This window comes from Coleofasciculus sp. B1-GNL1-01, from assembly GCF_040220235.1.
Classification (GTDB): domain Bacteria; phylum Cyanobacteriota; class Cyanobacteriia; order Cyanobacteriales; family Coleofasciculaceae; genus Coleofasciculus.
In genome coordinates this window covers 25,799-41,322 of sequence record NZ_JAVJTO010000009.1, presented here as the reverse complement: position 1 = coordinate 41,322, position 15,524 = coordinate 25,799, and the positions used below count along the sequence as shown (strand labels likewise).

Annotated in this window: 11 protein-coding genes; 8 read left to right on the top strand and 3 right to left on the bottom strand. The window is 43.3% G+C overall.

Annotated elements, in window-relative coordinates:
* Window positions 1-221 precede the first annotated feature (221 nt).
* Both RID53_RS01985 and RID53_RS01980 read left to right on the top strand, forming a co-directional pair.
* On the top strand, window positions 222-1,913 hold the full coding sequence (locus RID53_RS01985; protein WP_446386521.1) for a choice-of-anchor I family protein: 1,692 nt from the start codon (window positions 222-224) through the stop codon (window positions 1,911-1,913).
* A gap of 302 nt (window positions 1,914-2,215) precedes the next feature.
* Entirely contained in the window at window positions 2,216-2,491 is a 276-nt protein-coding gene (locus RID53_RS01980; protein WP_446386520.1) for a GlsB/YeaQ/YmgE family stress response membrane protein, read from the top strand.
* A 307-nt stretch (window positions 2,492-2,798) separates the two neighbouring features.
* Here the strand turns inward: RID53_RS01980 and RID53_RS01975 are convergent, their stop codons facing one another.
* Together RID53_RS01975 and RID53_RS01970 are read right to left on the bottom strand one after the other, a co-directional pair.
* Complete coding sequence (locus RID53_RS01975) at window positions 2,799-3,056, bottom strand: hypothetical protein (RefSeq protein WP_446386519.1); 258 nt, start codon at window positions 3,054-3,056, stop codon at window positions 2,799-2,801.
* A 50-nt stretch (window positions 3,057-3,106) separates the two neighbouring features.
* Complete coding sequence (locus RID53_RS01970) at window positions 3,107-4,435, bottom strand: hypothetical protein (protein ID WP_446386518.1); 1,329 nt, start codon at window positions 4,433-4,435, stop codon at window positions 3,107-3,109.
* 123 nt (window positions 4,436-4,558) lie between these two features.
* Here RID53_RS01970 and RID53_RS01965 point away from each other — a divergent pair, with 123 nt between their 5' ends.
* The 6 genes from RID53_RS01965 (at window position 4,559) to RID53_RS01940 (ending at window position 14,536) form a co-directional block, all read left to right on the top strand.
* Entirely contained in the window at window positions 4,559-5,149 is a 591-nt protein-coding gene (locus RID53_RS01965; protein ID WP_446386517.1) for a CpcT/CpeT family chromophore lyase, read from the top strand.
* A gap of 243 nt (window positions 5,150-5,392) precedes the next feature.
* A complete protein-coding gene (locus tag RID53_RS01960; RefSeq protein WP_446386516.1) occupies window positions 5,393-10,666 on the top strand; it encodes a CHAT domain-containing protein in 5,274 nt (1,757 codons plus the stop codon).
* A 177-nt stretch (window positions 10,667-10,843) separates the two neighbouring features.
* A complete protein-coding gene (locus RID53_RS01955; protein WP_446386515.1) occupies window positions 10,844-11,797 on the top strand; it encodes a glycosyltransferase family 10 domain-containing protein in 954 nt (317 codons plus the stop codon).
* A gap of 5 nt (window positions 11,798-11,802) precedes the next feature.
* On the top strand, window positions 11,803-12,795 hold the full coding sequence (locus RID53_RS01950) for an Npun_R2821/Npun_R2822 family protein (RefSeq protein ID WP_446386514.1): 993 nt from the start codon (window positions 11,803-11,805) through the stop codon (window positions 12,793-12,795).
* A 32-nt stretch (window positions 12,796-12,827) separates the two neighbouring features.
* Complete coding sequence (locus RID53_RS01945) at window positions 12,828-13,775, top strand: Npun_R2821/Npun_R2822 family protein (RefSeq protein WP_446386513.1); 948 nt, start codon at window positions 12,828-12,830, stop codon at window positions 13,773-13,775.
* 11 nt (window positions 13,776-13,786) lie between these two features.
* Window positions 13,787-14,536, top strand: a complete 750-nt coding sequence (locus RID53_RS01940; RefSeq protein WP_446386512.1) for a sulfotransferase — start codon at window positions 13,787-13,789, stop codon at window positions 14,534-14,536.
* Here RID53_RS01940 and RID53_RS01935 read toward each other — a convergent pair.
* Window positions 14,507-15,388: a sulfotransferase family protein gene (locus RID53_RS01935; protein WP_446386511.1), complete on the bottom strand. Its 882-nt coding sequence runs from the start codon at window positions 15,386-15,388 to the stop codon at window positions 14,507-14,509. The genes RID53_RS01940 and RID53_RS01935 overlap by 30 nt on opposite strands.
* Window positions 15,389-15,524: the final 136 nt, after the last annotated feature.

The following is a 15,524-nucleotide window of genomic DNA, read 5'->3' as shown; positions in this document are numbered from 1 at the left end:
GCTCTGTAGCGCTGGGTAGGAATTGTGCATTGGTCGTTCTGTCCCTGGCAAACAAACGGTGTGCATTTAGGTTAAATATATTAAGGAATGTAAAAACATCAGCCATTCTTACCCAAATCAGCGGCAATGTTGCTTTACACAACGTAACTTCTTGGGGTTAATTATACCCACCCTCTTACGTATCGCTATCGACTCTATCCGAATCAGGAGATTCATCACCCATGTCTAGGCGTCACAATTCACTCATTCATCGAATGCCGAGTATAGTTCAGTCAACCCTACAGTCAGCCGTTTTACTCGGTATGGTGGCGACACCAGCCGCCGCGATTAATCTCAACCTGACACCCATCGGTTCATTCTCGACAGGTATGTTTGCCGACAGCACCGCCGAACAAACGGCGTATGATCCGATCACTCAACGGTTGTTCGTGACCAGTTCCGGTCAACAGCAAATTAATATCCTTGATATTAGCAATCCGACGAATCCGTCGTCGTTGTTCGACCCCATCAACGTTTCTGAATTTGGGTCACCTAACAGCGTCAGCTATAGCAATGGTATATTTGCTGTCTCTGTTACCAATGAGATACCGCAAAATCCCGGTTTTGTGTTGTTTTTTGACTCAGAAGGGAATCCCCTACATGACCCCGTTTCCGTGGGTTCAGTCCCGGACTCACTCACCTTTACCCCAGATGGCACCAAGATTATTGTGGCTAACGAGGGGGAGTTGAGTGATGATTACTCAGAAGATCCCCAGGGTTCGGTCAGTATTATTGATTTGGCAACGTTTAATGTAACCACAGCTAACTTTGATGGTGTTTCCATCCCAGCCAACGTTCGCCTGTTTGGACCTAACAAGGATAACCCCTCTCAAAACCTGGAACCGGAATTTGTTACAGTGTCCCAGGATTCCCAAAAAGCTTATGTCACCCTGCAAGAAAATAATGCGATCGCGGTGGTGGATATTGCCAGTGGTCAGGTCGAAAAAGTGATCGGGTTAGGTTTCAAAGATTATAGCGTGCCAGGGAATGCCTTAGACGCCAGCGACGAAGACGGTAAAATCAACATCACCAATTACAACAACCTGTTCGGGATGTACCAACCCGACGGGATTGCCTCCTATATGGTAGATGGTGAGACCTATCTGGTTACTGCCAATGAAGGCGACAGCCGCGACTTTGAGTTTTTTAGTGAAGAGGCGAGGGTAGGCGACTTACTGCTTGACCCCCAAGCGTTCCCCAACGCCGCAGAATTACAAAAGGATGAAAATCTGGGTCGTTTAAAAGTCACCACTACCCTAGGTAACACAGACGACGATGAAGAATTCGAGGAACTGTATACCTTTGGTGGACGTTCATTCTCGATTTTTGATACAGACGGCGAACTTATCTTTGACAGTGGTGATGCGTTTGAACAAATCACAGCCGAGTTTTTCCCAGAGTTCTTCAACTCTGACGACGAAATCAACCTATTTGATGATCGCAGTGATGATAAGGGACCTGAACCTCAAGCAGTGACGATTGCTGAACTCTTTGGTCGCACTATTGCCTTTATTGGTTTAGAACGCATTGGTGGCATTATCAGTTATGACATTACTGATCCGTTTAACCCCTTCTTCCTGGATTATGTCAACAACCGCGACTTCTCCGTTGATTTTAATTTAGATGATGAGGGAGACCCTGATCCGACAGCCGAACAGCTAGCCGCCGTCGGTGATTTGGGGCTAGAAGGGTTGCTGTTTATTGCCGCTAACGAGAGTCCTAATGGTAATCCCTTGGTGGTTACTGCTAATGAAACCAGTGGTACCGTGAGTGTCTTTGAAGTTGAAAGCGTACCGGAACCCAGTTCTATACTCGGTTTGTTAATGTTTAGTTCCTTAGGTTGGGTCGGATTAAAACGCAAGCGCCCCCACTAATACCGAGTTGCGCTCAAACATAGTAGATAGGAAAAGCAGGGGAAGCAGGGGAAGCAGGGGGAGGGAAAGTTTTGAATGCAACTTGGTATAAATCCTAAGTATAGGGAAATTTAAACCAATAGCGGTTGGGGTTTGAGTCCCCCGAATTAATTTGAGTGTAGAGACGTAGCATGCTACGTCTCTACTAATTTAGGCAGATTGAATTTATCTAATTGGGTAGACGCGAAGCGTTACGGTGAATTGATATCCTGAACATAATCGTGACATAAACATCAATAAACAAACACTACGGAGAAAATTCTATGAATATTATCGCTTGGCTCGTATTAGGTCTAATTGCAGGCGCGATCGCAAAACTCATTTATCCCGGACACCAAGGCGGTGGAATCTTTGCCACCATTGGCTTAGGGATTCTCGGTGCTTTAGTCGGAGGGTTTCTAGGTAAACTCTTATTAGGCTCGTCCGGAGCCGCCGCCGCCGCTTCAGGCGCTCTCAGTATTGGCAGTATTATCTTTGCCGTTCTCGGTGCCTTGCTGTTAATCTTTATCTGGGGTTTACTTACTCAGAAATCCGCCTAATCAAAAAATAAGATAGAAGGCAAAAGGCAGAAGGCAAAAGGCAGAAGGCAGAAGACTGTAAGGTTAATAAGCTGTTCGGCATTTAAACCTTAATGTCAATAATGGCGAAAGCCTTGTAGTGCGAGCATCTTGCTCGCTACTAATGCCCAATTTAAATGCATGACAGCTTATCTGCTTTTTGCCTGTTTTATAGGCGTAGGAGGAAAAGACACACTGCACGAATAAACTGATGTGCATGGAAATTATGCAGTTGTTACCCCTCAACCCTTACGAATGACAAATGACAAATGACAAATAACCATTAACGTTAATTGTCCCCACCGACTGACTTATTCTGCCAAATCTGCCAGACTGCGCCAACAGAAGCACCAACACCTGCTAATAAACCCATTCCCATTCCTTCGACCGTTTTAACCATGGGATCTTGCAACAAGCACTCATCGGTCGGTGTCGCAACACCTAAACACTGATTCAGTTCGGCTTGAGCGGCAGTACCTCCCACAACAAGTCCCACCGCACTACAACTCACGATCAATAGGCAAAGGCGAATGATTTTTCTATCCATCGATAGAGATATTAGTAGATAATTTGCCCTATCCTAACCTATCCAAAGGATTATTGGAAGCCTTTGGCGGCTTTCTTTTTACGCTTACCTTTAGACTTGGATTTGTGAACCTCAGCCACAGCCGACTCAAACAGATTGTGCAAATGCAGGGGAACGCTAGCAATTTCTGGGAGTTCCGGTTCTAGGGGTTTATGAAACTCCTGGTGAAGTGTGGGTTCTAAATCCTGCTGGAGATTAAAATCTGGACGATCTAACACTGTTTGTAATACCGTCTCCAGTTGAGTCGGATACTCCTGGGCTAGCTGTTGCCAGATAAACAGGTTAATCTGAGGATCATTTAAGTATTTGTGGACTCGTTGTTCAGCATTGGGATACGTTTGCCAGTCTTCTGACTCTAGCATCTCTTGAAACTTAGAGTAACTGGGAAGAAACATCTGACCCCAACGGGGATGAGAAAAAACAGTCACCTGTTCAGCGTTGCGGATATCGTCCGGTAAATCCACATTAGGTATCATCATCGGGGATGTGGCGGCATTATCCAACATATTGGTTACTGCTGTAGCGTCTGCGCCTGCTTCTACCGCCGCTGATTTAACGTCCTCCTCATCCGTACCCGAATCTTGAATTATGTCTTTCAGGGATTTCGACGGATCAATCCCAGCCGCCGCCAGACGTTCCTGGGTCATTTTATCCCGCAGTTGAGCCAATTTTTGATTAAGCTGGTATCCAGGGAGGGTAACGCGATCGCGTCCAAAGAAGTCTACAAATGCTTGATGATAAGTCGCTACAGAGTCCCAAGCCTGTTCTAACAGTTCCGGCGCATCACGGTAAAGAGCATTTTTGTAGTTATTCTTGAATTCCCCAATCGCTACGGCTAGCTTCGGCTGACTTAAGCGCCCTTTGGCAAGGATGGGACTAAAAATCATCCAGTAGGTATCGGTGACGGGGGCGAGGCGAGTGAGTAAGATTTCCCCCACTTTAAACCGCCGCATCTGGTCTATGGTCGTGGGATGAGTGGGTTTTACGGTGTAATGCTTATCGGTTAGCCAATTTTTCAGTTCAAAGCCATCGGGGAGGATGTGGGTGAGTTCAAACAAGCCAATAAAGCTATCTCGCCAGCGGTTTAACAACGTGCGATCGCTGGGTGTTAAATTGGGATGGTGTTCTAGGAACAGATCCAATGGTGTCTGATTATCCACCTCACCCTCAGTTAAGAAGGTATCAATCACCAAGTTGCGCTGGTTGATATCGTAGGGTTCTCGCGTCAACTCATCCGCCGCATAGCTTTCCAAGGCGACGGCTAACTCTCCGTCTGCTTCCAGTACGAAGTTGGTTAGGGCTTGTTTCAGATCTTTGGCTTGCTCTAGAATTGCATCCACAGAGGTTTGCTCACCGCTCGACTCTCTTAGGGTACAGCAATAAAGCCGTGAATGCCTCTGTTATTGGGAATAGAATCAATTAAGATTGATCCGTATCCAATATCTCGATTAAAACACCGTATAATGACTCATTCAACTGACATTGCCACATTAGCCCGTTGGATGGCGGCTGACTTTAGTAACCAACAACAAGCCTTCGACAATCCGCCCTTTTACGCCCATATCCGGGTGTTTATGCGTCCCCTCCCCACGTCACTCCTGGATGGCGTCAGTTTCTTTGTCGAACAAGCCTATGACTATCTTCTGAATGTCCCCTACCGCTTACGAGTGTTGAAATTAATGGTAGTTGGCGATCATATTGAAATTGAAAATTACACCGTTAAAGACCCCGAAAAATTTTACGGTGCCTCTCGGGATCTTAACCGCCTACAAACTCTCACCATTGATCAGCTAGATAAACTTCCGGGTTGTAATATGATTGTGGAATGGACAGGGAAAAGCTTTAAAGGACACGTTGAACCGGGCAAAGCCTGTAAGGTTGTTCGCAAAGGTAAAGAAACCTATCTAGATAGCACGTTTGAAATTGACGAAAATCAGTTTATCAGTTTAGACAGGGGGCGCGATCCCGTAACTGATGAACATATTTGGGGATCTATTGCTGGTCCATTTTACTTTGTCCGTCGGGCGAGTTTTGCTGATGAAGTGAAGGTTTAAGCAATGGGTTAGATCTGAGGTTAAATATCGCTGATTTAAGACCTGTTAAATAGAGGTAGGGACACGGCATGGTCGTGTCCTTATCGAGGTAAACTTGAACAGCATCAATAATAGTTAACTTATTTTATGAAATTAGCCTATCGCAAATCCCTCGACTACGATAGACAGTAGGATCTAATCCGCGATCACACTAGCCGATCTCCCACACCTCAAGCCCCCAAAACCACCCTTCTGGAGGATGCTATGACTACCGCCATTTCTCTTGTCATCACCACCTATAACCGAGAAAATTACCTCGGTGCAGCCATTGACAGCATACTGGCACAAACCTGGGGGGATTTTGAGTTAATTGTGTGGGATGATGGGTCAACGGATCAATCAGTTACGATTGCCCAAGACTATGCTAAACGCGATCCCCGAGTCCGGGTAGTCGCGGCTGAACATCAAGGACGAGGTATTTCCCTCAAACGTGCGATCGCCCAAACCACGGGTTCTTATATTGGTTGGGTGGATAGCGATGACAGATTAGCCCCTACCGCCTTGGCGGAAACCGCCGCGATTTTGGATACTCAGCCAGAGGTAGGAATGGTTTACACCGACTACCAAGTAATCAATAAAAGCGGTAACGTGACAGGTTATGGCAGTCGATGTCGTATTCCCTTCTCAAAAGAAGGAATGTTACAAAAATTCATGACCTTTCACTTCCGGTTAATCCGTCGTTCCGTCTATGACAAAGTGGGAGGAATTGATGAGTTATTTTACTATGTTGAAGACTACGATCTATCCTTACGACTTTCTGAACTAACAGACGTATACCACCTGAAAAAACCGCTCTATTATTATCGCAATCATTCAGACAGTATATGTTATCAGCACTCCATTGAGCAACGTCTGCAAGCCCGTAAAGCTGTGGCTTGGGCGATCGCACGCCGCAGTTCAATCAACCGATCAGGTTTATCCTCAAAACCTGCCTGTATCCGTCCAATTCGCAAAGTGTTGAAACAGATAGTATCATTCGCGGCACTTCCCCTCATAGCTGCTATAAATTTTATGCCAGCACAGGCACAAATTACACCATCAGCAGATGGTACAGGAACTCAGGTTACACCAATAGGCGATCAGATCGATATCGCAGGCGGTACATTATCGGGAGATGGGGCGAATCTGTTCCACAGTTTTAGTCAATTTGGATTAGACAGCGAACAAATTGCCAACTTTATTTCTCAACCCTCGATTCAAAACATACTAGGGCGGGTCAATGGGGGATATCCTTCAATCATTAATGGTTTAGTTCAAGTCACAGGTGGCAACTCCAATTTGTTTTTGATGAATCCTTCGGGGATTGTATTTGGGGCTAACGCTAGTCTGAATGTTCCGGCTGATTTTACGGCAACAACAGCTACAGGAATTGGTTTTGATGGGGGTTGGTTTAACGCTGTAGGTTCAACTAATTATATCAACCTTGTCGGTAATCCCAGTGCCTTTGAGTTTGCCACCTCACAGCCTGGAAGTATTGTTAACGCAGGTAATTTAGCTGTATCCGAAGGGCAGACACTCTCCCTAGTTGGGGGAAATGTTATCAATACAGGGACAATGGAAGCGACTGGTGGCACAATTACCATTGCGGCAGTTCCGGGAACCAGCCGTTTGCGTCTGACGCAAACAGGACAAGTATTAAGTTTGGAGGTATCCACCAATAACCCTAACGCCATCACCCCCCTAATGTTGCCGGAATTACTCACAGGAAGTAATCAGGAAACGGGTTTAACGGTTAATGAAGATAACACAGTACAAACTACCGCAGGTACGGTAATTCCTCAGCAACCAGGAACCGCAATTGTATCGGGAACAGTGGATGCTTCTGCGGATTCAGTGGGTGGAAATGTAGACGTTTTCGGAACTGTTGTCGGTTTAGTCGATCAAGCCCAAATTAATGTTTCGGGTGACACAGGTGGGGGTGAAATCCGAGTTGGCGGCGAGTATAAAGGGCAAGGTACAATTCCGACGGCTGACACAACTGTAGTCGGTAATCAAGTAACTATTAATGCCGATGCCAGAGTGAATGGAAATGGCGGGCGTGTTATTATTTGGTCAGATGATTTTACCCGCTTTTCTGGGACAATCACAGCGCGAGGAGGTCCAGAAAGCGGTAATGGTGGGTTTGTCGAAACATCCGGGAAAAACTTGTTGGAATCCATTGGTGGATCAGTCGATGCGAGTGCGGCTAATGGTTTACCTGGGAGTTGGTTACTCGATCCACGTAATGTCACAATTACGGATATGGATACCAGTGACGGGACATTTATTGATGGAACGTTCACACCAACGGCGGATGGTGCAATAATCAATGTAGCTGACATTGAAGCAGCTCTCGATTTAGGAACCAGCGTCACAATTACCACAGGAGACACAGGAAATCAAGAAGGTAATATTACGTTAGCCGCTGACCTTTCTAGCTTTTCATTTAGTGAGAGAAACCTGACCTTAGATGCTGCCAATGATATTTTCATCAACGCTGAAATTTTTAGTGCCGATGGTGAGGGTGGTGAACCACTCAATGTATTTTTGTTAGCCAATGGTAATATTGAGGTTAATAATAATATAATCACAGCGGGTGGCACGATTGAACTGACCAGTTCCAGTGGTTTTATTGACAGCACAGGAGGAACACTAAATTCTAGTTCTGCAGATAGCAATGGCGGTGCAATTACTCTAAATGCACCGACTGGTATTACAACTGGAGAAATTAATTCGAGTTCAACGTGGGCTGGTTCTGGCTCTCCCACAGGTGGAGCGGTTAACTTAACCTCCGACGGCGATATTGTTACCGCTGCGATTAATTCATTTTTTGAGGGTGATAATTTTTACGGGTCTGAAGGGGGAGCAGTCAACTTAGAAGCGGGTGGAAATATTCAGACGGGTGAAATTAATTCCTCTTCCATTAATACAGCAAGGTTCAGTAGCGAAAATTCCCAAGGGGGTGCTGTGGAGTTAGTCGCATCAGGCACTATTACAACAGACGGAATTAATACCTCAGGTAGCAGCGATGGCGAACTTAATAGTATAGGTGGCTCAGTAACCATTGAGGCTGGAAGCGATATCGATGTAACAGGCATCATTGACTCCTCAACATCGTCTTCAGCGTTTGCTATTGAAGGTTCGGCTACGGCGGGTTCTGCAACTGGAGGATTAGTGAGCCTAAATTCCGCAACAGGTTCTATAAATACAAATACTATCAATTCCTCTGCATTGTCTTCGGCTTTTAGTAGTGCAGGTGTGGTTACTTCGAGTTTTGCAACTGGAGGTGAAGTCAACTTCAATGCTACTGAAGCTATTCAAACAGGATCAATTGATACAACGGCATCTTCTTTCGCTTCAGATGAAACCGGAACGGCAACAGGTAATTCAGTAACCTTAGAGGGAAGTAGCATTGTATTTGAGAGTATCGACACCTCAGCGTTTTCTGACTTAGCCGATGGAATCGGAGGTAATGTTAGCATCACCGCCAATGGAATTCCCGATGGTTTAGTCAGGGGTGTGGGGACAATTTCAGAAACGGATATCACGATTAAAACCGAAGGAAATACTGAGTCGGGTATAGTAGACATTACTCATAATGGTGGAATTGATAATGAGTTATTTACGGTAGGAGATGCCAGTATCAATGGAACAGCAGGTGGAATTAATGCGGGTGAAAGTAGTACAATTCTCCCCGATCAAGAAATTCCATCTCCAGGTACTCTGATACCAGAAACGATAACCTCATCTCAGGGCAATATTAATATTACGTTTGTCAATCAATCTCCGAGTTTAACTGCTGATGTATTATTGCCAACGACAGAAACAAATGAATCGATTACATTTACATTATCGGATTTAGATATAGAAGTGGCAGATGAAAATGGTGATAATACCATAATCCAAATTAGCGAAATTACTGCCGGAACGCTGACCCTAGAAGATGGTACACCTGTGACTTCGGAAACAGAACTATCCGTCGATGATGTGTTGGTATATACCCCGCCAATAGATGAGACGGGCGACATTGCAGCGTTTACTATTGTAGGGAGCGATCGCGTCTCCTTCTCTGAACCGCAACAGGTTAGCGTTAATGTTGAGTTACCGTCAGATGATGGTATGTCAGATGATGATATGTCAGATGATGGAATACTAGAATCTTCTGCACGTCTAACGGCTATCCTGCTACAAAATGAAGTAGAAGAGAAGATCGAATCCTTCCCAGTCGTCCAACCCATCGCATCCAATCGCGTCAGTACCCCAATCAAAAGCGAGACAGAAGCGCGTCAAATTCTCAGTGAAATTGAACAAGCAACAGGGGAAAAACCCGCACTCATTTATGTCAGCTTTGCGCCAACTGAAATCTCAAAAAACACCAACTATATCGGATTAGAAACAAATAATACCGAGGCGTTTGATAACTACCTCAATCGCTCCGGACCCCATGTTACAATTACCCCCCAAGAGAGTGATCAATTAGAACTGCTGATCATCTCCGCCGAGGAACCCCCGATACGGCGACGCATCGCTGGAGTAACCCGTGGACAAGTTTTAGAAGTCGCTCAGGAATTTCGCCGCAACGTCACCAACGTCAGGATTCCCCGTGACTATATCACGCCAGGACAACAACTTTATCAATGGCTTGTTGCTCCCCTAGAAGAAAATCTACAAACCCAAGAGATTGATAACCTTGCCTTCATCATGGATGAGGGATTGCGTTCTTTGCCTGTAGCCGCACTCCATGATGGTGAAGGATTTCTGATCGAACGTTATAGCGTTGGCTTAATGCCCAGTCTATCGCTAACCGATACTCGTTACGTGGATATCCGCGATGTTGGGGTTCTCGCCATGGGGGCTGAGACATTCGAGGATCTGAATCCCTTACCTGCTGTACCCTTAGAATTATCTGCGATCGCAGGTCCCTTGTGGCAAGGTAAAGCATTTCTCAACCAAGAGTTTACCTTGGAGAATATCAAGGAAATCCGCTCATCCCAACCCTTTGGTATTGTCCACTTAGCCACTCACGGCGAGTTTAAATCGGGTCAACCCTCTAACTCCTATATCCAGTTATGGAACCAAAAGCTGAGACTAGATCAATTGCGTCAACTCGGATTAAATAATCCCCCCACAGAATTGTTGATCCTCAGCGCTTGTCGTACCGCTTTGGGAGACAGAGAAGCCGAATTGGGGTTTGCAGGTTTAGCCATACAAGCTGGGGTCAAGTCCGCCTTAGGCAGTCTCTGGTATGTTAGCGATACGGGTACTCTGGGATTCATGACCAGCTTTTATGACCATTTGCAACAAGCGCCAATTAAAGCCGAAGCCTTGCGCCAAACTCAACTGGCGATGCTTAACGGTGAAGTCCGATTAGAGGACAAACAGTTAATCGCCGGGGATATACAGATTCCCTTAAACCCCGAACTCGCCCAAACGCCAGACCAAGATTTTACCCATCCTTACTACTGGAGTGCTTTAACTCTGGTGGGTAGTCCTTGGTAGTAGGTAGTAGTGGCGTAGCCCATCTCAGCAAGATGAATTAACCCTTAGCCCAGAAACCGTAGGGGCGCACAGACATGCGCCCGCCCGATTTAACCATAAAATCTATTCCCCAATTGTTGCAGTTGGCTGACTGGCAGAATAAATGCTAAGACTGATACGGTAGACTGACAAAAAAACATGGGCAGAAAAATTGTCGGAATGATTAGTAGTTATCGAGGGCTTAATCAAGCGGACTGGCTATGGCAACAAACGCCAAACCCTTGTGGAATCTGGGATAACATTCAAATGCTTTCCCAAGCCCCTGAGCCAGATTTTCTGCTCATGTACCAGTATTCGTTTCCCAAACCTCACCCTAAACTTCCATGGTGGCAACGTTTACGCCAAAAAAAGAGTTCAAAACCTGATGTAGCCTCCCAGTTACGCGGCGTTCCCAAAGAGCGGATAATCTACTTATTACGAGAACCGCCCCTGGAAAAAGTTGTTCAAACTAATCGGGCAAATTATGAAGCCGCGAAAAATTATTGTGGTTACATTTCAGGTCCCGATGATTTTGCCCCAACGCCTGATTATATGCCCGCAATTTGGTATCACGCTAATTCCTTCCGAGAATTAAATGAAATGATACCACCGGAAAAAATACACGCTTGTAGTTGGATCACCTCTGGAATTGATCGCACCGCCGAACATCGTAGACGTTTAGCGTTCTTAAAATCATTACAAGATAGTGGATTTGAATTTGACCTCTACGGGCGTGGATTACCCGACTGGGCGCAGGCAAAGGGTACCCTGAAAAACAAATGGCATGGCATGGCACCGTACTACTATAATTTAGCGATCGAAAACTATGCTGGGAATGATTGGTATGTCAGCGAAAAACTATGGGATGCTTTGCTAGCCTGGTGTTTACCCATTTACTACGGCGGTTCGGCGGCGGATAAATTACTGCCACCCGGCAGCTTTTTGCGACTCCCTAGCTTAGATGAGCAGGGCATCGCTTATATTAAAGAAGTAACCTCAACCCCGGATGCTTGGTATGAAGCCAAGGACGCGATCGCACAAGCCAGACAAATCATCCTACACAAACTCAATCTTCTGAATTGGTTATCTGATTTTGTCGCTAAATTCGATTAAACACCATGGACGGAATTTGTACCCTAGCCAGTGACCCAGTTTACGACCAACTGGTTGCCTTACTCAACAGTATTGAGGCAATTCAAGGTTCACAAATGCCTGTCTGTGTCTATCCCTACAACGACAACACGACAAAAATTGCCGCTGAAATTGCCCGTCGTCCCAACGTCCAACTCTATGATAATGTTGAGTCCATCCAGCGCTGGGATAAGTTTGCACAAAAGGCTTGGGATAGTCATCCCACCGCCCAGCAACGTTGGCGTCAAGTTGGCAGTAGCGGTTATCATCGATTTGGCACCCATCGGCGTTATTGTGCTTTTGATGCACCGTTTGATCGCTTCTTGTACATGGATGCAGATACGTTGCTGATGTCACCCATCGAGTTTATCTTGGCTAAACTTCCAGACAATGACTTTGTGGTGTATGACTTTCAGCACAAAGACTTAACTCATGTATACACGATTGATTTGCCTAAGCTAACTGAACTCTTCCCCGCCGAAAGACTGAAAACAGAAATCTTTTGTTCGGGTTTTTATGCTTCAAACCAAGGTTTATTTGATCAAGAACGGCGCAACTGGCTCATTGATCAACTTGAAGCAGGAGAGGCTGAAGTTCTTTATCCCATGGCACCGGATCAAACTCTCCTCAACTACATGATGATGCGACCGAATTTATCAATCTATAACTTTGCTTTAGAGTTACCCAAAGAACAACGAACCGGATGTTGTGTAACCTCAACACATTTTCAGGAAAATGACCATATTCTGTATGATAAAGGCAATCGACTCACCTATATGCACTACATTGGCGTATCGTCCAAATTAATTGCTAAAGTCTGTGCTGGCGAAAATATTGATTTTCCGTATCGAGATTTGTTTTTACACTATCGCTATCTTCATGAACCGGATAAAAAGCCGCAATTTACCACTAAACCCAAACCTTACAATCAACCCCCCAGCTTGCCTCAGCGACTCTTGAAGAAGTTAAAATTATCTTAATCTCCAAAGTTACTTATTATCATAACTAAAAAATGAACAAAGAGCGTGGCATTTATATTACCGCAAATGACAAAGTAATCGAGCAGGCGATCGCGCTGCTCAAGAGTATCCGGTTGCATGATTCGGATACGCCGATTTGCTTAATTCCTTATGATGATAACTATCAAACCATTGCTAAACTCTTAAAAGACTCCTATCAGGTAGAACTCTATCAAGACTTAGACTTTATTGAACGTCTCTCCAATCAGTTATACGAAATATTTGGCAAAGGATTTTTTGCTCGACCCAATCAATTCCGCAAACAAGCTTGTTGGTTTGGCGCTTTTGATAAATTTATTTATATTGATACAGATATCGTTGTCTTTGATAAAATAATAGAAACAACAGTCTATTTAGATAAGTATGATTTTATTTGCTATGACTATCAACATAGCGGCGGCATAAAAAATGTATTTACACCAAAAGTCATAGAAGACGATGTATTTAGCGAAAATGATATTCAGGATATGTTCAATGGCGGATTTTGGGGAGCCAAGAAAAATACGATATCTGAGGAAACACTCTATCAAACATTCACCGAATGTGCATCTCATCCAGAATACTTTGACTTTTCCCAAAAAACATCAGATCAACCTATCATTAACTATATGATATTGAAGCAGGTTTCCCAGCGATTTAATATCGTGCGCCGCCCTGGTGGTGCGCCGGGAAGTTGGGCGGGTAGCAAACATTTTCAGGTTGAAGATCATCACCTGATTGATCCAAATGTCAATCAGCCCCTAGACTATTTACATTGGGCAGGGATTCGCATCCAACCGGGTTGTCCCTATTGGGATATCTGGAAATATTATCGCTATCTTGGTGAAGATATTCCTGATGATGAATCGTTGCAAACTCCAACGCAAAAAAATCTATGGCAAAAGCTTAAAGGTAAAATAAATAATATAGAAAACCTTAAAAAATTCGAGAGAGGCAATTAGTTACAATGACAATGAAATCTCCTACTTTCATAGTAGTTGGGGCGCATAAAGCAGCAACAACCTCTATCCATAATTATCTTAAGCAGCATCCTGACATATATTTAATAGCCAATAAAGGCAGTGATCGTTTGAGTTGTAAACCTTACATAAATTCACTTGGAGATGCAGGAGAATATCTAGCTCAATTTGAAGGAGCTACTACTCAAAAAGCTTTAGGTGAGGTTTCTAGTGTTTATCTTCATGGTGATGGAGTTGCTACTAGAATTAAAAATTTATTCCCTGATATAAAAATTATTGCTGTATTGCGAAATCCTGCTGAAAGAGCCTACTCTCATATTTTATGGGCTGGTAAAAAAAATTTTACTCTAAAAGAGATAAAAGATTTTGATTCAGTTATTTTATCGATTTTTTCTGCTCAAGAAAAATTTCGCCAGCCTGGTTTATATTATCAAAACTTAAAAGAATATTTTGATAAATTTGATAGAGAGCAGATTAAGATTTTGTTATACGATGATATAGTACATGAAAAACAAAAGTTTTTTAAAGAAATACTTGATTTTATCAATGTAGATTCAACTTTTAACTTTGATTTTAAAGAACACTATCATAAAGGGACTCTAAAAATTGATAATTCTTCTAGGAAAGTGTTGCAAATTATCAACTCTAGAAATAATATAAAAAATGCTTTAAAATTTATTTTGAGACCAATTAGGAATATATTCAAGATTCATCTATTCCTTGACTTGATTTGGCATAGATAACCAATTAGATAAATCCCTTTCAAGTAAATCTTGAAGCTTAAGGATATCATCTTTATAAATTTCAATTAACTTTCTTCTTGCTTCTGGAGAAAGCTTAGCTTTGTAAGTATTCTTCTTAATCAGTACTGCTCTAATTTTTTGCCGAACCTGTAGTGGCATAGCTAATTTCAGAACAGCCGCAACAGAACTCCTTAGTAAATTAGGTTTGGTTAATAGCTGATTTAAAGATTGATTTTTAGGTAGTCCACCCTTTCTTCCTTTTTTACTCATGTCTGGAATAAAATTATCATCTACTTCAATAAATTTAAACAAATCTTGCATAAACGCAATAGAATTTTGGCATAAATCATCGTACAATAGAATTTTAATAGACTGGCGATTAAATGTTTTAAAATAAGGAATAATTTCCGAAAAATAAAATCCTCGTTTTACATATTTGTTATCTTCCGAAATAACTTGTTCAAAACTCCTCTTTTCAATTCCTTGGCGAACATGCATTTGATAAGCCGAAAATGCTCGTTCTGCGGGATCTCTCAATATAGCAATGATTTTAACTGTTGGTATGTGCTGGTAAATCAATTGGGCTGATTCGGGATAGGCATAGTAGTTGGTAGAGATTTCCCCAGTTACACTACCTTTGGGTGCATCTTGAAACAAGGAACAATAGTCTTCAACAGTAGTCACTGCTCCCCAGGGCTTGTGTTTTTCTCGCGTTTTTTCATTAATAAAAAAGAATGTTTCTTTTTTTTGACACATGTAAATTTGAGGATGTTGAGCGAGATAGTTATGTAATGAAGTCGTACCACATTTACCCGCACCAACAATGATAAAATCAGGAAATCTATTCATCATGGGATAAAAATCTAAAAATAGTGGATTAATCGACAAAATATAAGCTTAATCAACTAACTGAATTTATTTTTTAACTTTGGCAATGAGGGAGATTTATAACTTTTTTCAAAACGCTATCTTAGTTCCTATTTAGCTA

Coding starts and splice junctions, on each gene's coding strand:
- RID53_RS01950 (WP_446386514.1), top strand. CDS start 11,803: ATGGACGGAATTTGTACCCTAGCCAGTGACCCAGTTTACGACCAACTG.
- RID53_RS01940 (WP_446386512.1), top strand. CDS start 13,787: ATGAAATCTCCTACTTTCATAGTAGTTGGGGCGCATAAAGCAGCAACA.
- RID53_RS01980 (WP_446386520.1), top strand. CDS start 2,216: ATGAATATTATCGCTTGGCTCGTATTAGGTCTAATTGCAGGCGCGATC.
- RID53_RS01935 (WP_446386511.1), bottom strand. CDS start 15,388: ATGATGAATAGATTTCCTGATTTTATCATTGTTGGTGCGGGTAAATGT.
- RID53_RS01965 (WP_446386517.1), top strand. CDS start 4,559: ATGACTCATTCAACTGACATTGCCACATTAGCCCGTTGGATGGCGGCT.
- RID53_RS01960 (WP_446386516.1), top strand. CDS start 5,393: ATGACTACCGCCATTTCTCTTGTCATCACCACCTATAACCGAGAAAAT.
- RID53_RS01975 (WP_446386519.1), bottom strand. CDS start 3,056: ATGGATAGAAAAATCATTCGCCTTTGCCTATTGATCGTGAGTTGTAGT.
- RID53_RS01945 (WP_446386513.1), top strand. CDS start 12,828: ATGAACAAAGAGCGTGGCATTTATATTACCGCAAATGACAAAGTAATC.
- RID53_RS01955 (WP_446386515.1), top strand. CDS start 10,844: ATGGGCAGAAAAATTGTCGGAATGATTAGTAGTTATCGAGGGCTTAAT.
- RID53_RS01985 (WP_446386521.1), top strand. CDS start 222: ATGTCTAGGCGTCACAATTCACTCATTCATCGAATGCCGAGTATAGTT.